The sequence below is a fragment of the Streptomyces coeruleorubidus genome (genome assembly GCF_028885415.1).
Taxonomy (GTDB): domain Bacteria; phylum Actinomycetota; class Actinomycetes; order Streptomycetales; family Streptomycetaceae; genus Streptomyces; species Streptomyces coeruleorubidus_A.
Genome location: NZ_CP118527.1, coordinates 8,874,532 through 8,891,725 on the forward strand (window position 1 = coordinate 8,874,532; position 17,194 = coordinate 8,891,725).

The following is a 17,194-nucleotide window of genomic DNA, read 5'->3' on the forward strand; positions in this document are numbered from 1 at the left end:
CCGTGCCGCGAGGGCGGACAAGCGTTTTATTGACGGCCGTTCACCCGTACGGCCGATGCGAGCGAGCACGACTGTTGACGTGGACAGCGTCGGCGCGCCACGTTGAGTAACCTGGTAAGTGCGGTGCATCACCGAATCCTGCGATCCAAAAGGTGGTGGGGATGGCCATCATGGGGAGGCCCAGGACATCGGCCGTGACCGGCGAGGCCGTGGAGCGCCTCGTCTCGCCGGTCAACTCACACACCGAGTGGGATCCGCTGGAGGAGATCATCGTCGGGCGTCTCGAGGGCGCGACGATCCCCTCGGACCACCCGGTGGTGAGCTGCAACGTGCCGCCCTGGGCCGGGCGGTTGCAGGGCCTCGCCGCCGGCTTGCGGTATCCGCGCATGCTCGTCGAGCAGGCCCGGCAGGAGATCGACGGGTTCGTCGCTCTGCTGGAGTCCCTCGGGGTCACGGTCAGGCGGCCGGACGCGGTCGACCACCGGCGCCGCTTCGGAACCCCGGACTGGTCCTCGCGGGGCTTCTGCAACACCTGTCCGCGGGACAGCATGCTCGTGATCGGCGACGAGATCATCGAAACCCCGATGGCCTGGCCGTGCCGGTACTTCGAGACCCACTCCTACCGCCCGCTCCTCAAGGACTACTTCCGGCGCGGCGCGCGCTGGACGTCGGCACCCAAGCCGCAGCTCACGGACGACCTGTTCGATCCGGACTTCCGGGTCCCGAAGGACGGTGAGCCGATGCGGTACATCCTCACCGAGTTCGAGCCCGTCTTCGACGCGGCGGACTTCGTCCGGGCCGGACGGGACCTGTTCGTCACGCGCAGCAACGTCACCAACCGGATGGGCATCGAGTGGCTGCGCCGCCATCTCGGGCCGGAGTACCGCATCCACGAGATCGAGAGCCGCTGCCGCACACCCATGCACATCGACACGACGTTCGTGCTGCTCGCGCCCGGAAAGGTGCTGGTCAACCCCGAGTACATCGACGTCGACCGGCTGCCCGGCATCCTGAGCTCCTGGGACGTCCTGGTCGCCCCCGAGCCCGACCCGATCGACGAGGCGCTGCTCAAGGTCACGTCGATGTGCGGCAAGTGGCTCAGCATGAACGTCCTCATGGTCGACGAACGGCGGGTGATCGCGGAGCGGCACCACACCGGCATGCTGCGCGCCCTGGAGAAGTGGGGCTTCGAGCCCATCCCGTGCGACCTGCTGCACTACGCGCCGTTCGGCGGCTCGTTCCACTGCGCGACGCTCGACGTCCGGCGCCGCGGCTCGCTCCAGTCCTACTTCGACTGACCGACGTCACCCCGCCGGCTCCCGCTGCGGGCGGTGCCGGCAGGTGTGCGGGCTATCGGAGCGCCGCCGCCACCAGTCCGCGGATCTCCTGCTCCGGCACGGATCCGCCCCCCACCAGGCGGTCGAAGACCAATCCGTCCACACAGGTCAGCAGCGTGACGGTGCGGTCCTCGGCGTCCGCGACGCCCTGCGCGGCCAGGAAGTCGCGTACGGATTGCCGTGCTGCGTTCCGGCGCGGCACGAGGATCTCCCGCAGCTCGGGGTGGTGCACGCTCTCGAGGGCGCACGCGTAGCGCGCGAGGGAGCGTCGCCGTCCGTCCCCGGTGAGCCGCTCCTCGACGAAGGCGGCGATCCCGGCCACCAGTTCCTCGGCATTCCGCGGCACCGGCGTCCGATCCCCGATCTCCTGGAGTTCTGCCTGGTCGAGGGCGACCAGGCGCCGGACCAGTGCGGTGAGCAGGGCCTGGCGGGTGCGGAAGTAGGCGGACGTGGTTCCGGCCGGCAGGTTCGCCGCCCGGTCCACCGCGCGATGGGTCAGTCCCCGGATGCCGGTCTCGGCGAGCACGCCGATCGCCGCGTCGGCGAGGACGGTACGTCGATCTGTGGCCATCCCCCTTTTCTACACCTGTAGAGGGGCGGGGTACTCTCCTTCTACATCTGTAGAAGGATGGCGGGCGGGACGGGCGAGGGAGGGCCGGCATGGGTGGCAGCGCGGTGGTGGTGGGCGGAGGCATCGGCGGGCTGGCCGCCGCGATCGGTCTGCGCCTGATCGGCTGGGAGGTCACGGTGGTCGAACGCGCCCCCGTCCCGGCCGACGCGGGTGCGGGCATCTCCCTGCACGCCAACGGCATCCGTGCCCTGGACGTCCTCGGCGTCGGCGAGGCGGTGCGCGCGGCTGCGCGTCCCCAGTACACCGGGGGCACCCGTGTCCCCGGTGGCGGCCGGCTGGCCAGGATGGACGGGACCGCTCTCGAGCGTGAGCTGGGCACGCCGATCGTCGGTATCCCGCGGGCCGTCCTGCATCACATGCTGCGCGCGGCACTGCCGTCCGAATGCCTGCTGGTCGGGACCGAGGCGCCGTCCGTCGACCGCACCGACGTCGGCCGGGTGCGGATACCGCTCGGGGACACCGTCCTGGAGGCGGATCTGGTCGTGGCCGCCGACGGAGTGGGCAGCCGGCTGCGCGGCCTGCTGTTCCCTCGGCACCCCGGCCCGGCCTACAGCGGGTCGACCGTGTTGCGTGCCATCACCGAGCACCCGGTCGAGCTGGACACCGACTTCGAGCTGACCTGGGGCAGGGGCGCCGAGTTCGGACACATCGCGTTCGCCGACGGCCGGGCCGAGTGGCACGCGGTGTTCAACTCGCCGCCCGGCGTGCGGCATACGGACGCGCTCGCCGAGCTGCGCCGACGGTTCGGCACCTGGCACGATCCGATCCCCGCGCTGCTGGGCGCGACCCGGCCCGACGCCGTCCTGCACCACGACATCCACGAACTGGCGACGCCCCTGCCCGCCTTCACCGCGGGCCGGATCGCGCTGCTCGGTGACGCGGCCCACGCCATGACCCCGAACCTCGGCCAGGGCGCCTGTCAAGCGCTGGAGGACGCGGCCGTGCTGACCGCCGCACTCGCCACCGAGCCCACCGTCGCCTCGGCGCTGGCCCGTTACGACGCCGAGCGCCGCCCGCGCAGCCAGTCCGTCGCACGCGCCGCCCGTCAGGCCGGCCGGATGGGTCAGCAACTGACGCACCCCCTGGCCGTCGCCGTGCGGAACACCACTCTCCGGCTGGCCCCCTCCCGCGTGACCGTCCGCACCATCCTGCGGCATGCCGACTGGACACCGCCGGGCCTGGGCTGACGGCACCGCAGCCGCTCCATGGCCGGTCCGACCCCGGTGACGAAGAGGGGCGGCCTTCACCCGCCGGACGCCCCCAGCCGTCCGGCCACGAGGGCGGCGAGTTCGGCAGGCGTACGCGGCCCCGGCTCCGCGCCGGTCAACAACCCCTGCGCGCGGAGGAGTTCCGCAGCGGCAGCACCCCAGGGCAGTCGCAGGCCCGCCTCCCGGAGAAGATCGGTGCGCGCCAGTGCCTCGGGGGCGGGCCCGGTGCGGACTCCGGACGGGGTGAGGAGCGCCGCGTCGTCGGCCCAGCGCAGGGCGAGGTCGACGTCATGGGTGGCCATCACCACCGTGGTGCCGGCCTCGCGGAGTCCGTCGAGCGTGGTGAGGAGCCGTTCCTGGCCGTCGGGGTCGAGCCCGGCCGTCGGCTCGTCGAGCACGAGGAGACGGGGCCGCATGGCGACCGCGCCCGCGATGGCGGTGCGTTTGCGCTGCCCGTAGGAGAGCAGATGGGTGGGCCGGTCGGCCAGGGCGGTGATGTCCAGGGCGGCGAGCGCCTCCGCCACCCGCGCCCGCACCTGCGTGTCGTCCAGACCGAGGTTCAGCGGCCCGAACGACACGTCCTGCTCGACGGACGCCGCGAAGAGCTGGTCGTCCGGGTCCTGCACCACCAGCTGGACCGTCGTCCGCAGCCGGGTCAGGCCCTTGCGGTCGTACGTCACCGGCTGTCCGTCGACCGTCAACCGGCCCGCGTCCGGCTTCAGTCCGCCGCTGAGCAGCCGCATCAGCGTGGTCTTGCCGCTGCCGTTGCGGCCGAGCAGCGCGAGCGCGCGCCCCTCGCGGATCTCGAAGTCGAGGCCGCTGAGCACGGCCGGGCCGTCCTCGTAGGCGAAGGACGCGCCCCGCAGGGCGACGAGGGCGGGCTCGCTCATGTCAGCGGCCTTTCCAGTACGAAGGTGAGGACGGCCAGTGCCGCGAGGAGCACGCAACTGGCGGCCGTGAAGCGGACGGAGACGCGGGCCTCGGGCACCAGGACGCGCAGGGTGCCGTCGTAGCCGCGCCCGGCGAGACCGGCCTGGAGGCGGACCGCCCGGTCGAAGGCCCGGACGAACGCGGTGGCCGCGAGGCCGCCCAGCGAACGCCAGGTGGCGGCCCTCGTGGTGTGCCCGAGCCGGGCGGCCTGCGCGTCACGGACCCGGCGCACGGAGTCCAGTAGCAGGAAGCTCATGCGGTACGTCACGAGCGCGACGTCGACGACCGCCGCGGGCACCCCGGCCCGGACCAGACGCGGCAGCAGGTCGGACATGGGCGTGGTGAACGCGAACAGCAGCACTCCCAGGGAGGCCGCCGAGGTGCGCAGCAGCAACTCCCCGGCCCGGACCGGCCCGTCACCGGCGAGGGACACGAAACCCTCCGGCCCGCCGACCTGCACGAGCAGCGTCAACGCGCCCGTCACGCAGAAACCCAACGGCACCCGGTAGGCCCGCCACAGCCGGCGCCAGGGCACGCCCGCCGGTCCCAGCAGCACCGCCAGGGCGGTCAGCAGCGCCAGGGCCGCGCCCGGCCAGGGCGGCAGCGAGATCGCCAGCAGGGTCAGCCCCAGCCCGAGCACGGACTTGTCCACGGGATGGCGGCGGCGCCAGCGGCTGCTGTGCGCCGCCGCGTCGATCGGCAGCACGCGGCTCAGGCCCTTTCGGCCGTGGACTCCTCGGCGGCGCCGGCCGCCGGGCTCTCGGAGTCCCGCTCCCGCGCCCGCCGCTCACCCTGCCGCCGGCCCCGGTGCAGGCCGAAGTAGTAGGCGAGGACACCGGCGCCGAGGGCCGCCTGGAGGGAGAACAGCGCCGACTCGATCTCACCGGAGGGCGGTTCGTACAGGGGCGAGAACCAGGGCTCGTAGTCCGGCTCGATCTCGGTGATCGCCGTCTCCGCCTCGCCGTCGGCGCCCGTGAACGGCTCCTCCTTGTGGTCGCCGAGGCCGAGCGCGAGCGGCAGCACGGCGAGCGCGGCCACGACGAGCAGCAGCAGGAGGTTGATCTTCGTGTTCCTGCTCATCGGGCCACCGCCTCGGTCTCGCTCGGGGACTGCTTCTTGGCGACGAGCACACCCAGCCGGGTCAGTTCGCCCTTGCTGGACTGCACCAGCAGCCGCATCACGAGCACCGTCAGCAGTCCCTCGCTCACCGCGAGCGGGATCTGGGTGACGGCGAAGATGGAGCCGAACTTGGCGAGCGCGCCCAGGAACCCGCTGCCCGGGTCGGGGAACGCGAGCGCCAACTGCACGCTGGTGACGCAGTAGGTGGACAGGTCGGCGACGAACGCGGCGAAGAACACGGCGACCATCAGCGGCACGTCGTACCGCCGCAGCAGCCGGTACACCGCGTAGCCGGCCCACGGCCCGACGATCGCCATGGAGAAGACGTTGGCGCCGAGCGTGGTCAGACCGCCGTGCGCGAGCAGCAGTGCCTGGAAGAGCAGGGTGATGGTGCCCAGCACCGCCATGACGGGCGGCCGGAACAGGATGGCTCCCAGGCCCGTGCCGGTGGGGTGGGAGCAACTGCCGGTGACGGACGGCAGTTTCAGGGCGGACAGGACGAACGTGAAGGCGCCGGAGGCGCCGAGGAGCAGGGTGCTCTCGGGGTGCTCGCGCACCTCACGGGTGAGCGACCGGACCCCGTGGACGACGAACGGCGCAGACGCGGCACCCCAGGCGGCCGCGTGCGCCGGAGGCAGGAAACCCTCGGCAATGTGCATGGCTCAGCAGACCCTCTCCAGCACCTCGTGGATGGTTGACGCGCCTTGGCCGGTCTCCTGGCTCACGGGTCCCACCGCCCGTACTCCGCCTTCCCGGGTTCGTGAGAACCCAGTGGCTGCCCGCGAGGGCCGGAGCCGGACTTCCCGATCACAGTGGCGAGGGCCGCACCGGCATCACACCGGATTTCCCGTTCACCAAGGCGTGGTGACAGTAATGCCGAGATAAGGGCCATGACAAGCCAGCCGAGGGGGCGCTCAAGGGGGCGCGTGAAGGGGCGACCGCTCGCACACCGGCGCGGGAAGGCTCAGTCGTCACCCTCGCCGTCATCGTCCTCCCCGTTCTCCCAGGACCGCGGAGGCTGCTCCTGCTTGGGCTTGTCCGCCTTCTCCGGCGGGCCGCTGCTCGCCTCCGGCGTCGGGCTCGCGGGACCGGGCGTCGGTTCGGCGGGGGTAGAGGTGTCGGGTGCCGTGGGGGAGGGAGTGACATCGGCCACTGTGTCGGCGGCCGGAGTCGTGGCGGTCGCCGGGGCGGAGGAGAGGGGGTCGGCGGAGTCGGCGGACGACGTGGCCCCCGGGCTGCTCGCGGACGGGGACGCGTCCGGTTCCGTGCCCTCCGTCGCGGTGTTGTCGGGCGAGAACCACAGCATGCCGGCGAGCATCGCGGCGAGGAACAGTGCCGCGCCGGCCACCGTCGCGGCCGTTCTCCGGTGGTTGCCGAGGCCGCCCCGGGGTGCGGCGCGACGTGACCGCCCGTTCGGGGCGGTGCGGGACCCCGTGGGCAGCGCGTACGTGGCCGTGCTGCCGGTGTCGGCCGCGTACGGCCCCGGCCCGGAGGACGGCACCGGGGACGCCGCCTCCGGCAGCGGCTCCGGCAGCCCCCGCCAGGCGCCGCCGGCGAACCACTCGGCGGCCTGCTGCGCCGTGGGCCGGTCCTCGGGCTGCTTGGCGAGCAGGGCGAGGAGGTAGCTCTCGAAGGCCGGCGGCAGACCGGTGACGCCGAGCTCGCGGGGCGGCACGGGGGCGTTGTCTAGATGCTGGTGCAGGAGCGCGACGGCGGTGTCGGCCTGGAACGGCGGGCGGCCGCTGAGGAGCTGGTAGAGCACGCACCCCAGGGAGTACATGTCGGAGGCGGGACCCGCGGGCCGGCCCAGGGCCCGTTCGGGCGCGAGGTAGAGGCCGGTGCCGACGATCTGGCCGGTGGCGGTCAGCGCGGCGCCCGGGTCGTCGAGGAAGCGCGCGATGCCGAAGTCGCCGATCTTCAGGGTGCCGCCCGCGTCCAGCAGGAGGTTGGCGGGTTTGACGTCCCGGTGCACGATGCCCTGCTGGTGCGCGGCGGCGAGTCCGGCGGCGGCCTGCGCGGCGAGTGCCGCCACCCGCTCGGCCGGGAGCGCGCCGGAGACGGACAGCACACGGGCGAGGCTGTCGCCCTCGACCAGCTCCATCACCAGGTAGAGCCGGTTGTCGTACTCGCCGAAGTCCAGGACCCCGACCACGTTGGGATGGTTCAGACGCCCCGCCGTCTGGGCCTCCAGGCGGAACCGGGAGGCCGCCGTCGCGTCCGTGTCCTGAGGCAGCAGCAGCTTGACGGCCACCGCTCTGGCGAGCGTCTCGTCGTACGCACGCCAGACCTCTCCCATTCCGCCGCGCCCGATCTCAACGTCCAGCCGGTAGCGGCCCGCTAGCAGCACTCGTCCTCGTCCTATGCTCGTGGGAAGGTCCTCGCCGCAGGCCGTAACTCCCCGCATCGGAGCGGAGGTTGGTGGGGGGTGCCGCAGCCGACCCAGGATACTGGCGCCGCGTGACCACCGTTCCCCGTTGCGGTGTCGTGGGAGGGGACGGTTCCGGAAATCGGGAGTGGAGGAGTCGCCCGCCGGGGTGATGGTGCGGCGCGCGTGGTTGCCGGTCAGGCCGCCGCGCCCGCTCCCTGTGCCCGCCCCTCCCGGCGCGGCAGCAGTGTCACCGCCAGGGCGGGTACGGCCGCGAGGACCAGCCAGGGCACGGCGGCCGGGAGGCCCGTGTCGAGCAGGGAGCCGGTGGCCGCGCTGCCGGCGAGGACGATCAGGCCCGAGACGGACGACAGCGCACCCATGTAGAGGCCGATCCGGCCCTCCTCGGCGAGATCGGGCACCCAGGCGCGGGCGGCGGGCACGACCAGCATCTGCCCGACGGTGAGCAGCACGACGAAGCCCGCGGCCGGCAGCAGCCCGGCGGCACCCGTCCAGCCCGCGGGGCGCGCCGCGGCCACCACCGCGAAACCGGACGCGATCAGCAGCAGCCCGGCGGTCATGGAGCGGCGCAGGTCGAGCCGGTCGCCCGCCCAGCGGGTCACCGGCAGCTGGGCGAACACCACCAGCACCGAGGACAGGGCGAACAGCCAGGACAGCGGCGCCTGGGAGCCCGCCGCGCGCTGCACCTCGTCCGGCAGGGCCAGATACAGCTGGTTGTAGGCCAGCAGGTACGTGCCGTACGCGCAGCACAGGGCCAGGAAGCGGCGGTTGCGCAGCAGCAGGCGCGCCCCGCCCCGCTCCCGGACGCGGACCCTGCCGGGGATGTGCTGCGGCATCAGCCACACGTGCCCGGCGAGGACGACCACGAACACCGCTGCACCCGCGAGGCACGCGGTGCGGAAGTCGACGGCGAGCAGCAGCGCGCCGAGCAGCGGTCCGACGAAGGCCCCGGCCTGGCCCGCCACGCTGAACAGGGCCAGCAGACCGGTGCGTGAGCCGTGCCCTTCCTCCTCCCAGACCACCGCCTGGCGGGCCACCTCGGACTCCACGGCGGGGGAGAACAGCGCGGCGGCGAAGCCGATCACCAGTACCGCCCCGATCACGGCCCAGCTCGCCTCCGCGTACCCGAGCCACGCGAACCCGGCGATCCGCAGCACGCAGCCGGCCAGCACGACCGGGCGTACGCCGTAGCGGTCGACGAGCGAGCCGCCGACCACGAACAGGCCCTGCTGGCTGAAGGTGCGCAGGCCGAGGACGAAGCCCACCAGCCAGCCCGCCATGCCGATCGCGGTGCCGAGGTGCTCGGCGAGGAACGGCAGCACGGCGTAGAAGCCGATGTTGAAGGCGAGCTGGGTCAGGATCAGCAGCCGCAGCAGCGGGGACAGCTCCCGCCAGAGCCGCCAGGTGCTCTCGCGAGGGGCCTTGGACGTCCCGTCGTCGGAGGTCTCGCTCGTGGGCGCATGGACGGCCCGGCGGGCCAGGACACGGGATATGAGGCCGGTCATCGTTCTTCCGTCGTGGAGGTGGGCACAGGGGCCAGAAGGGAGTCGGGACGGTCCGGCCGCCGCCGCGGGGCGGGCACGACCCGGTCGCCGGGCGGCTCCGCCGGGCTGTCGGCCCGCCCACCCCGCCGGGGAAGTCGTACGCCGCCGGCGGCCGTCACCGCGAGCGCCCCCAGCAGGGCGAGTACGGCGGCCGGGAAGAGGACGGCCCACGGGGCACGCTCGGCGTACGGCTGGTTCTCGGCGAGCAGCAGGCCCCACTCGGGGGACGGCGGCTGCGCGCCCAGGCCGAGGAAGCCGAGCGCGGCCAGGCTCAGCGCGACGCCGGGCAGCCGGAGCAGGGCGTGCCGGGTCACCGGCACCAGCACGGCGGGCAGTAGTTCGTGCCGGAGCAGGTACCAGCGCCCGGCGCCCAGCGCGCGGGTGGCGGCCAGGTGGCTGGTCGCGCGCTCCTGACGCAGCAGGGAGGACGTGTGGGCGGCCAGCGGGGACCAGGCCACGACACCGACGGCGAGGGCGGGCGCCCAGGGGCCGCTGCCCGTGATGCCGGTGACGAGGAGCCCGGCCAGGACGGGCGGTACGGCACTGACGGTGTCGACCAGCGGCCCGGACAGCCTCGGCAGCAGCCCCAGCAGCAGCCCGGCCACGAGGGCGGCGGCACTCACCGCGAGCGCCGTGCCGAGGGTGTTCAGCGCGCCGTGGGCGACCCGGGCGAGGACATCCCGGCCCAGCGCGTCCGTCCCGAACGGGTGCGCCGGGGAGGGGGCTTGCAGCCGGGCGAGGGTGTCCAGGGCGAGCGCGTCACGCGACAGGCCGAGGCCGATGACCGCGGCGAGCAGCGCCCCGTACAGCAGGGGCAGCGTGCGGGGCGGGGGCGGGGCGGGCCGGTGCAGGGAGTGCAGGGCGCCGTCGCGCAGCGCGGGCCCGATGAGCAGCCGGGCCGTGAGCCGGGCGAGGGCGCCGGCGGTGGCCGCGAGCAGGACGAGGGCGAGTGTGCCGGTCTGCAGAACGGGCAGGTCCTGGGCGAGGGCGGCCTGCAGGGTGAGCCGGCCCAGGCCCGGGATGTCGAAGATCTGCTCGACGGCGACCGATCCGCCGGTCAGACCGACCACGAACAGGCCGAGGTTGGGCAGCAGCCCGGGCACGCAGCGGCGCACCGCCTGCCGCGCCACGGACTTCGGCGGGACACCGCGGGCCGCGGCGGCAAGCGCCCAGGGTTCGGCGAACGCGCCGGGCAGCAGGTCGTCCAGCATCCGCCAGAGGACCGCGCCGGCGGGCAGGCCGAGGGACAGCGAGGGCAGCACCATCCACTGCGGTCCGTACCAGCCCAGGGCGGGCAGCCAGCCCAGCTGCACGCCGATCACCGAGGCGAGCACCGAGGCGACGAGGAACTCGGGCAGCGCGGCCAGCACCGCGGTCGCCGTGCCGTCGGCACCGCGCGTGCCGAGCCGGCCCCACGAGCCGAGCCGGAGCGTACGGGCGCACACGGCCGTCGCCGTGACCGCGGCGACGGCGAGGGCGCCGGACACCAGCAGCAACGACACACCGAGCGCCTGCGCGACGGAGGGCAGCACCTGGGCGCCCGACACCCACGACGTGCCGGCGTCCCCGTGCAGCAGTCCGCCCAGCCAGCGGCCGAGCAGGGCCAACGGCCCGTCGTCCAGGCCGAGTTGGTCGCGGATGGCGCGCAGCGTCCCGGGGGTCGGGTCGCGGTCGGCGGAGCGGGCCTTGAGCACGGTCAGCGCCGGATCGGTGCGCGACAGCCACGGCAGCAGGCCGATCGCGCCCACCAGGCCGGCCGTGAGCACGAGCCGCCACAGCAGTGTCGGGCCGCCGCCGCACGCGAGAACGCGCCCGGCGGCCAGGCCCTTGGTCAGGGGTGACATCGAGGTGTTCAGCGTCGTCCCCGTGCCGCTCAGGCGAAGGGGATCTCGAAGTGCACCGCGCCGGTGCCCCCGCCGGGCACTTCCTCCCGCTCGTCGCACACCACCTTGCCCAGCGCCCGCCACAGGCCCATCGCACCGGGCGAGTTCGGATACGTGTGCAGATACACGGACCGGTAACCACCGTCGGCCCGCGCGAAGTCCAACAGACCCTCCACCAGCCGTCGGGCCAGCCCCCGCCGCCGGTGCTCGGGACGCACGTACACCCGCCGGAGCTGTGCGGTCTCGCCCGAGGGGAACCGCTCGGCCAGCCAGCGCGGGTTCGGCGGATGAGCCGGGCCGCGCGCGTCCAGCGCCGCCGTGGCCGCCACCGTCCCGTCCCGCTCGTCCACGGCGACCAGGAGCGTGTGCCGCGGCGGCGCGACGTAGAAGGACGCGGGGTCGATGACGTCGGCGTGCCAGCGCGGCACGTATCCCGTCCCGAAGTCGCGGTACACCGCGTCGAGCATCACCACCCGAGCCCCGTCGAGGTCCTCCGCCGTGGCTTCCCTGATGATGTAGTCGCGCATTTGCGCATCATATGCAATTGGGTTTTCCGGCTCAGTCGGGGGCCGCCGGGTTCAGTCGGGGGCCGCCGGGTTCAGTCGGGGGCCGCCGGGGTGATGTGGCTCAGCACGCACAGCCAGCGACCGTCCCGCTTCACGTACACGTCGGTCGTCCACTCGTCGGCGTCGTACCGCTCGCCCCGGAAATGCGCCGTGTTCGTCACGCGCCCGGTGACCAGGGCCGTGTCGCCGTGGACGCGGACCCTGGGGCGGGTCCTGAGGTCCATCGCCGAGTGGGTGAGATCCCCGGACTCGACGAGCGAGAGGAACTTCTCCTTCGGGTCGATCCCCGACTCGGAGACGATCACCCACTCGTCCGCCATGAAGCGCGCGATCCGGGCAGGGTCGTTGGCGACGATCGCGGCGGCCCACTCCTTCGCCAGATCGACGAACTCAAGGACGTCCGCCGAGTCGTCGCCGGGTTCCTGAGCTGCTGCTTCCGGACTGTCGTTCATGTCGCGACCGTAGCGCGTCAAGCCCGTGCGGCGCGGTGTTCAGCAGTCCGGGTGACCTCGCGCGTTCCGGGCGCGGCACACGGAAAGGGATGCGGTCGTCTTTGCCCGGCCGTCCGTCCGTCGACCGAAGGTGATCGCCCGTGTCCCTCGCCGCCCCCGCGCAGTCCGCCGTCGAGACCCCGCTGCTGTCGCAGAGCCCGGTCGACACCCGTCCGCAGGACACCGACGTCTCGGCCCTGCCCCCGCTGCGCCTGCGGCATCCGGCGCGGCTCGCCATGCGCCTGCGCTTCGAGCGCCCGGAGCAGCACCGGCCCGGCTGCGGCCGGGGCGAGGAGGGCACGGTGAAGGCCGAGCCGTCGCCCGGTCAGGAGTGCCTGATGAGCATCGGCGATCGCACCTACCACCTGGAGGACGTCCACTGGCACACACCGTCCGAGCACACGGTCGGGGGCGTGGGGTTCCCCATGGAACAGCACATGAAGTACGCACGGACGGACACGGACACGGACACGGACACGGACACGGACGCGACCGAGGCCGGGGCCGTGCCGGTGCCCGTGCGAAGGAGTACGCCGTACTCGCCGTCTTCGTCCACCCGGGCGAGGCCAACGCCCCCCTGGACCGGCTGCTGGAGTCGGCCCGCCGGTGCGAGGACCCCTGGGGAGTGCCCGACGTGGAGCTCGACACGCTGCTGCCGGACTGCACCGAGTCCTACCGCTACCTCGGCTCCACCACCACCTGCCCCTACACCACCGGGGTCCGCTGGACGGTGCTGACCCATCCCGTGCAGGCCTCCGCCGCCGCGCTGGAGCACTACCGGGAACTCTTCCCCGAGGGCAACGCCCGTGAGGTGCAGCCGCTCGGCGACCGGCGCATCGCCGGTGACCGCCACCGCTGGTGGTGACCGAGCGGCCGGGACGTACGGCAGCGCGAGGGGCCCGGCGCGCACGTCGAGCCCCGGGTGTCCGCACGCATGAACCGCCGGGCAGGCCCGCGCTCAGCTCTCGGCCGGGGTGAGCACCACGAAGTCCGCGTTCGCCGGGTCGACGCAGACCGCCAGCCGGCCGACGCCCTCCGCGTCCTCGGGCCCCATCTGCACGCTGCCGCCGTTCTCCGTGACCTTGGCCACCGCGGCGTCGCAGTCCTCCACGGCGAAGACCGGGTGCCAGTACGGCCGGCCGTTCGCCAGCGAGAGGTTCTCCTTGCCGAGCTCCATCAGGCCGCCGTGCATGCGCTCCTCGGGCAGTCCGGCGGGGGTGATGAGCGTGTACGTGCCCCCGCCGCCCGGCAGCGGCATGTCGCTGAACTGCCATCCGAACAGGCCGCCGTAGAACTCCTTCGCGGCCGCCGCGTCGCTCGTGTACAGCTCGGTCCACGACAGCGAGCCGGGCTGGTCGACCAGGTCGACGCCCTTGTTCGTCCCCGGCTGCCAGACGGCGAACTGGCCGCCCAGCGGGTCGCTGTACTGCGCCATCCGGCCCCAGTCGTCGAGGTCCATCGGGTCCACCCGGACGGTGCCGCCCGACTGCCGCACGGCCTGAGTCGTGGCGTCCGCGTCGGTGACGCAGAAGTAGAGCATCCAGGCCGAGCGCGCGCCCTCCTCCGTGAGCTTGCCGAGACCGGCGACGGTCTTGCCGTCCTTCCGGAACATGCCGCCTTCGAAGTCCTCGCTCTCGCCCATGGACTCGTAGTCCCACCCGAGGACGGCACCGTAGAAGGCCGCGGCGGCCCGGACGTCAGGAGTGCCGAGGTCGAGCCAACAGGGGGAACCGGGGACGAAATCCGTGGTGATCATGGCGATGCTTCCCTTCCGCAGATTCGGTGTGCCCAGCGTGACACCGGGCACTGACAATCGCCCCTCGGACGCTGCCCGGTCGGCGGATCAACGGTCCTGCGCCCCTGGCCGGTTGTCGGGCCGTGGAATCACCGAGGTCATCGCCCGGCCGGGTGATCGTGGAGCCGTGTGCGGTGAGGGTGGTGGTCGGCGTGGTGGTCGGCTGGGAGTGGGACGACACGTTGTTCTCGGGGACCGCCGCCTACTACGAGCGGGGGCGGCCGCCGTACGCCCCCGGGCTCGCGGACGCGCTCGACGAGGCGCTGCGGCCCGACGGGGAGGGGCGCCTCATCGACGTGGGCTGCGGGCCCGGGACCATCGCCCTGAGCCTCGCGCACCTGTTCGGCGAGATCGTCGGCGTGGACCCCGACCGCGGGATGATCGCCGAGGCCGGACGCCGGGCCGCCGACCGGGGAGTGGGGGAGAAGACCCGGTGGGTGCGGGCCCGCGCCGAGGCTCTGCCCGCGGGGCTCGGCACGTTCGCCGTCGCCACCTTCGCGCAGTCCTTCCACTGGATGGACCGCGACCTGGTCGCGGCGACCGTCAGGGACATGCTCCAGCCGGGCGGGGCCCTGGTGCACATCTCGGACCTGAAGACGGAACACCACACCCTCGACGGCCTGCCGCGCCCGGCGGTCCCCTACGCGGCGGTGGACGAGCTGATCAAGCGGTACCTGGGCCCCGTGCGGCGAGCGGGCCGCGGAGTGCTGCCGCAGGGCACACCCGGAGGGGAGGCCGAGGTGTTCGCCAGGGCGGGATTCGCCGGCCCCCGGCGTCTCGTGGTGCCCGGCGGGCAGGCGCTGGAGCGGACCTTCGACGATGTCGTCGCCCGGGTGTTCTCGATGTCGTTCTCGGCGCCGCATCTGTTCGAAGGGCGCCGGGACGACTTCGAGGGGGACCTGCGCCGGCTGCTGCGGGAGGCCTCCCCCGCGGGGAGGTTCTCCGAACGCGGGCCGAGCACGGAGGTCTTCGTATGGCGGAAGGACTCCTCCGGGCACTGACCGGGAGGCGCCGGGGACGGCGTCAGTGCACCGACATACCGCCGTCGACGAAGACCGCCTGCCCGGTGATGTAGGCGGACGCCGGGCTCGCCAGGAAGACCGCCGCTCCCGCGAAGTCCTCGGCCAGTCCGTTCCGCCCGATCAGCGTGCGCTCGGCGAGGGCGGCCACCTTCTGCGGATCCGACGACAGCCGCGCGTTGAGCGGTGTCATGACGAAGCCCGGCACCAGGACGTTGCAGGTGACGCCGCGCGGCGACCACGCCTCGGCCTGGGACCGCGCCAGCGACTCCAGACCGCCCTTGGATGCGCCGTAGGCGCCGCTCTGGACGAACGCCCGGTGCGCCTGCTGCGAGCTGATGTGCAGGATCCGCCCGTAGCCGCGCTCCGCCATGCCCGGGCCGAAGCGCTGGCCCAGCAGGAACGGCGCGTCCAGGTTGACGGCCATCGTGATGTCCCAGACGTCCTCGGTGAGTTCGTCCATCGGCGGACGCACGTTGATCCCGGCGCTGTTGACGAGGATGTCGGGTTCCCCGAACGCCTCGGCGGCCCGCTCGGCGGCCGTCCGCACGCCCTCGCGCGTGCTCAGGTCCGCGCTGACCCAGGCGGCGCGGCAGCCCTCGGCCGTCAGCTCCTCGACCGTCGCGGCCAGTCCGGCCTCGCCGCGGGCCACGACCACCACGCCGGCCCCGGCGCGCGCGAGGGCACCGGTGATGGCGCGGCCGATGCCGGAACTGCCGCCCGTGACCATCGCGACCCGGCCGTGCAGGGAGAACAACTCGGAGAGATAGGTCTGTGTGGCCGCCGTGGCAGGTGTCGTCATGACGAGCACTCTAGAACGGCGGGTTGAAGCACCGGTGGTCGTGGTGCCACCCTGGCGAATATACCCCTAGGGGGTATAAAGTCGGTGTCATGGATCACATGGACCACTCCACTCATGACCACGAAGGGCGCCCCCGCGGAACAGCGACCTGGGGGACCGCCGTGAAGGCGACACTGCACTGTCTGACCGGGTGTGCGATCGGCGAGATCCTCGGCATGGTGATCGGCACCGCGCTGGAGTGGGGCAACCTGCCCACGATGGTCCTGGCGATCGGGCTCGCGTTCCTCTTCGGCTACTCGTTCACCCTGTTCGCGGTCCTGCGGGCCGGCCTGGGCCTCAGGTCGGCGATCCGGATCGCCCTGGCCGCGGACACGGTCTCGATCACGGTGATGGAACTCGTGGACAACGCGATCATCGCCCTGACCCCCGGCGCGATGGACGCCCATCTGACGGACGGGCTCTTCTGGTCCGCGCTCCTGGGCGGCTTCGCGGTCGCCTTCCTGATCACGACCCCGGTCAACAAGTGGATGATCGGCCGGGGCAAGGGGCACGCCGTCGTACACGCCCACCACTGACTGACCGTCACCCCCGTCACGGGCTGTGTTCTGGATCACATGGCGTGGATTGAGTGCCCGGCCCGGGCGATGTCCGTACCCATGGGTGAAGAAGCGGGGCCGGATGCGAGGATGAGGCGCCATGACAGCTGGGTGGTGTGCTCGCACGATACGGGCCGCGGTGTTCGCGGCCGTCTGTGTCGTGCTCGCCGCCCTGGGGCACGTCATGATGTCCGGCGACCATGTGCCCCTCCGGACGCTGCTGGCCGGCTGGGCCGTGACGGGTGTGGCGGGCTGGTGCCTGGCGGGCCGCGAGCGCGGACTCCGGCCGGTCGTCGCCGTCGCCGTGGCCGTCCAGACGGCCCTGCACTCGGCGTTCTCGCTCACGCCGTCGGCGCCGGCGGACGGCGCGTCACATGGCGCAGCGGCCGGCGCGCACTCCCTGCACACGGACCCCATGGACATGGCGGCCGGCGGCATGGGATCCATGGGGCACGGCATGGGATCCACGGAGTCCATGTCCATCTCCGTGTCCGGGCACTTGGGGCACTCGGGACACACCCCCGGCGGTGACTCGTCCCTCGGCATGCTCGCCGCCCACCTGCTCGCCGCCCTGCTGTGCGGCTTGTGGCTGGGGCACGGGGAACGGGCCGTCTTCCGTCTCCTGCGTGCCGTGGGCGGTCGGCTGGCCGCGCCGCTGCGGCTCCTGCTCGCCGCGCTGCCCGCACCGCCGCCCCCGCCCGTGCGCTCACGGCGGTGGTCCTCGGACCGGGCGCCGCGCCTCCTCCTTCTCGTTCACGCGATCACCTCCAGAGGGCCACCCGTGAGGGCCGCTGCCGTCTGACGGCAGCCGGCAAGTCCCGGGGCGGCCCCTGCTTCGCCCCGGTGCCGGTCGTACGCCCGTACGTCCCTTCTGACGCCGTGCCTGT

The 17,194-nt window shown here is 73.3% G+C and carries 18 protein-coding genes and 1 riboswitch; of the genes, 6 read left to right on the plus strand and 12 right to left on the minus strand.

Translation table 11 applies throughout. The features are described from left to right. Positions 1-170: 170 nt before the first annotated feature. Positions 171-1,298 carry an amidinotransferase gene (locus PV963_RS40790; protein ID WP_425541051.1) on the plus strand — a complete coding sequence of 376 codons (1,128 nt, stop codon included), beginning with the start codon at positions 171-173 and terminating at the stop codon, positions 1,296-1,298. Positions 1,299-1,350: 52 nt separating this feature from the next. On the opposite strand, the gene PV963_RS40795 is transcribed toward PV963_RS40790, so the two are convergent. Continuing rightward, positions 1,351-1,908, minus strand: a complete 558-nt coding sequence (locus tag PV963_RS40795; protein WP_274821477.1) for a TetR/AcrR family transcriptional regulator — start codon at positions 1,906-1,908, stop codon at positions 1,351-1,353. A gap of 89 nt (positions 1,909-1,997) precedes the next feature. On the opposite strand from PV963_RS40795, the gene PV963_RS40800 reads away from it, so the two are divergent. After that, positions 1,998-3,155 carry an FAD-dependent monooxygenase gene (locus PV963_RS40800; protein ID WP_274821478.1) on the plus strand — a complete coding sequence of 386 codons (1,158 nt, stop codon included), beginning with the start codon at positions 1,998-2,000 and terminating at the stop codon, positions 3,153-3,155. A 56-nt stretch (positions 3,156-3,211) separates the two neighbouring features. On the opposite strand, the gene PV963_RS40805 is transcribed toward PV963_RS40800, so the two are convergent. The 9 genes from PV963_RS40805 to PV963_RS40845 all read right to left on the minus strand — a co-directional run bounded on the left by PV963_RS40805 (position 3,212) and on the right by PV963_RS40845 (position 12,056). Then, positions 3,212-4,066 carry an energy-coupling factor ABC transporter ATP-binding protein gene (locus PV963_RS40805; RefSeq protein ID WP_274821479.1) on the minus strand — a complete coding sequence of 285 codons (855 nt, stop codon included), beginning with the start codon at positions 4,064-4,066 and terminating at the stop codon, positions 3,212-3,214. Continuing rightward, positions 4,063-4,812 carry a cobalt ECF transporter T component CbiQ gene (cbiQ, locus tag PV963_RS40810; RefSeq protein WP_274821480.1) on the minus strand — a complete coding sequence of 250 codons (750 nt, stop codon included), beginning with the start codon at positions 4,810-4,812 and terminating at the stop codon, positions 4,063-4,065. Before cbiQ ends, PV963_RS40805 begins: the two co-directional genes overlap by 4 nt. Positions 4,813-4,817: 5 nt before the next feature. Beyond that, complete coding sequence (locus tag PV963_RS40815) at positions 4,818-5,186, minus strand: energy-coupling factor ABC transporter substrate-binding protein (protein WP_274821481.1); 369 nt, start codon at positions 5,184-5,186, stop codon at positions 4,818-4,820. Further along, positions 5,183-5,884, minus strand: coding sequence for an energy-coupling factor ABC transporter permease (locus PV963_RS40820; RefSeq protein WP_274821482.1), 702 nt, complete (start codon positions 5,882-5,884; stop codon positions 5,183-5,185). Before PV963_RS40820 ends, PV963_RS40815 begins: the two co-directional genes overlap by 4 nt. A gap of 30 nt (positions 5,885-5,914) precedes the next feature. After that, a riboswitch (cobalamin riboswitch) is annotated at positions 5,915-6,099 on the minus strand. 90 nt (positions 6,100-6,189) lie between these two features. Further along, on the minus strand, positions 6,190-7,572 hold the full coding sequence (locus PV963_RS40825; RefSeq protein ID WP_274821483.1) for a serine/threonine-protein kinase: 1,383 nt from the start codon (positions 7,570-7,572) through the stop codon (positions 6,190-6,192). 215 nt (positions 7,573-7,787) lie between these two features. After that, complete coding sequence (locus PV963_RS40830; RefSeq protein ID WP_274821484.1) at positions 7,788-9,116, minus strand: MDR family MFS transporter; 1,329 nt, start codon at positions 9,114-9,116, stop codon at positions 7,788-7,790. After that, positions 9,113-10,999: an ABC transporter permease subunit gene (locus PV963_RS40835; protein ID WP_274821485.1), complete on the minus strand. Its 1,887-nt coding sequence runs from the start codon at positions 10,997-10,999 to the stop codon at positions 9,113-9,115. The genes PV963_RS40830 and PV963_RS40835 overlap by 4 nt, the downstream gene beginning before the upstream one ends. Positions 11,000-11,028: 29 nt before the next feature. Continuing rightward, complete coding sequence (locus tag PV963_RS40840; RefSeq protein ID WP_274821486.1) at positions 11,029-11,565, minus strand: GNAT family N-acetyltransferase; 537 nt, start codon at positions 11,563-11,565, stop codon at positions 11,029-11,031. A gap of 71 nt (positions 11,566-11,636) precedes the next feature. Further along, positions 11,637-12,056 (minus strand): nuclear transport factor 2 family protein, encoded by a 420-nt coding sequence (locus PV963_RS40845; protein WP_274821487.1) that lies wholly within the window; start codon positions 12,054-12,056, stop codon positions 11,637-11,639. A 370-nt stretch (positions 12,057-12,426) separates the two neighbouring features. Between PV963_RS40845 and PV963_RS40850 the strand changes: the two genes are divergently transcribed. Beyond that, entirely contained in the window at positions 12,427-12,960 is a 534-nt protein-coding gene (locus PV963_RS40850) for a carbonic anhydrase family protein (RefSeq protein ID WP_274821488.1), read from the plus strand. A gap of 93 nt (positions 12,961-13,053) precedes the next feature. On the opposite strand, the gene PV963_RS40855 is transcribed toward PV963_RS40850, so the two are convergent. After that, on the minus strand, positions 13,054-13,851 hold the full coding sequence (locus tag PV963_RS40855) for a VOC family protein (protein WP_274821489.1): 798 nt from the start codon (positions 13,849-13,851) through the stop codon (positions 13,054-13,056). 191 nt (positions 13,852-14,042) lie between these two features. Here PV963_RS40855 and PV963_RS40860 point away from each other — a divergent pair, with 191 nt between their 5' ends. Beyond that, positions 14,043-14,891, plus strand: coding sequence for a class I SAM-dependent methyltransferase (locus tag PV963_RS40860; protein ID WP_274822265.1), 849 nt, complete (start codon positions 14,043-14,045; stop codon positions 14,889-14,891). Between the two features lie 22 nt (positions 14,892-14,913). On the opposite strand, the gene PV963_RS40865 is transcribed toward PV963_RS40860, so the two are convergent. Beyond that, positions 14,914-15,711, minus strand: coding sequence for an SDR family NAD(P)-dependent oxidoreductase (locus PV963_RS40865; protein ID WP_274821490.1), 798 nt, complete (start codon positions 15,709-15,711; stop codon positions 14,914-14,916). Between the two features lie 89 nt (positions 15,712-15,800). Between PV963_RS40865 and PV963_RS40870 the strand changes: the two genes are divergently transcribed. Together PV963_RS40870 and PV963_RS40875 are read left to right on the plus strand one after the other, a co-directional pair. Beyond that, positions 15,801-16,286 carry a DUF4396 domain-containing protein gene (locus PV963_RS40870; RefSeq protein ID WP_425540991.1) on the plus strand — a complete coding sequence of 162 codons (486 nt, stop codon included), beginning with the start codon at positions 15,801-15,803 and terminating at the stop codon, positions 16,284-16,286. A 121-nt stretch (positions 16,287-16,407) separates the two neighbouring features. Next, the gene (locus PV963_RS40875; RefSeq protein WP_274821491.1) at positions 16,408-17,109 is read left to right on the plus strand and encodes a hypothetical protein; all 702 of its coding nucleotides are present in this window, start codon (positions 16,408-16,410) and stop codon (positions 17,107-17,109) included. The last annotated feature ends 85 nt before the right edge of the window (positions 17,110-17,194 follow it).

What these genes read in the sequence shown, in the direction of transcription:
- PV963_RS40820 (WP_274821482.1), bottom strand. Translation starts at nt 5,884, where the DNA reads ATGCACATTGCCGAGGGTTTCCTGCCTCCGGCGCACGCGGCCGCCTGG.
- PV963_RS40835 (WP_274821485.1), bottom strand. Translation starts at nt 10,999, where the DNA reads ATGTCACCCCTGACCAAGGGCCTGGCCGCCGGGCGCGTTCTCGCGTGC.
- PV963_RS40795 (WP_274821477.1), bottom strand. Translation starts at nt 1,908, where the DNA reads ATGGCCACAGATCGACGTACCGTCCTCGCCGACGCGGCGATCGGCGTG.
- PV963_RS40790 (WP_425541051.1), top strand. Translation starts at nt 171, where the DNA reads ATGGGGAGGCCCAGGACATCGGCCGTGACCGGCGAGGCCGTGGAGCGC.
- PV963_RS40855 (WP_274821489.1), bottom strand. Translation starts at nt 13,851, where the DNA reads ATGATCACCACGGATTTCGTCCCCGGTTCCCCCTGTTGGCTCGACCTC.
- PV963_RS40870 (WP_425540991.1), top strand. Translation starts at nt 15,801, where the DNA reads ATGGATCACATGGACCACTCCACTCATGACCACGAAGGGCGCCCCCGC.
- PV963_RS40840 (WP_274821486.1), bottom strand. Translation starts at nt 11,565, where the DNA reads ATGCGCGACTACATCATCAGGGAAGCCACGGCGGAGGACCTCGACGGG.
- PV963_RS40830 (WP_274821484.1), bottom strand. Translation starts at nt 9,116, where the DNA reads ATGACCGGCCTCATATCCCGTGTCCTGGCCCGCCGGGCCGTCCATGCG.
- PV963_RS40815 (WP_274821481.1), bottom strand. Translation starts at nt 5,186, where the DNA reads ATGAGCAGGAACACGAAGATCAACCTCCTGCTGCTGCTCGTCGTGGCC.
- PV963_RS40875 (WP_274821491.1), top strand. Translation starts at nt 16,408, where the DNA reads ATGACAGCTGGGTGGTGTGCTCGCACGATACGGGCCGCGGTGTTCGCG.
- PV963_RS40865 (WP_274821490.1), bottom strand. Translation starts at nt 15,711, where the DNA reads ATGACGACACCTGCCACGGCGGCCACACAGACCTATCTCTCCGAGTTG.
- PV963_RS40845 (WP_274821487.1), bottom strand. Translation starts at nt 12,056, where the DNA reads ATGAACGACAGTCCGGAAGCAGCAGCTCAGGAACCCGGCGACGACTCG.
- PV963_RS40805 (WP_274821479.1), bottom strand. Translation starts at nt 4,066, where the DNA reads ATGAGCGAGCCCGCCCTCGTCGCCCTGCGGGGCGCGTCCTTCGCCTAC.
- PV963_RS40800 (WP_274821478.1), top strand. Translation starts at nt 1,998, where the DNA reads ATGGGTGGCAGCGCGGTGGTGGTGGGCGGAGGCATCGGCGGGCTGGCC.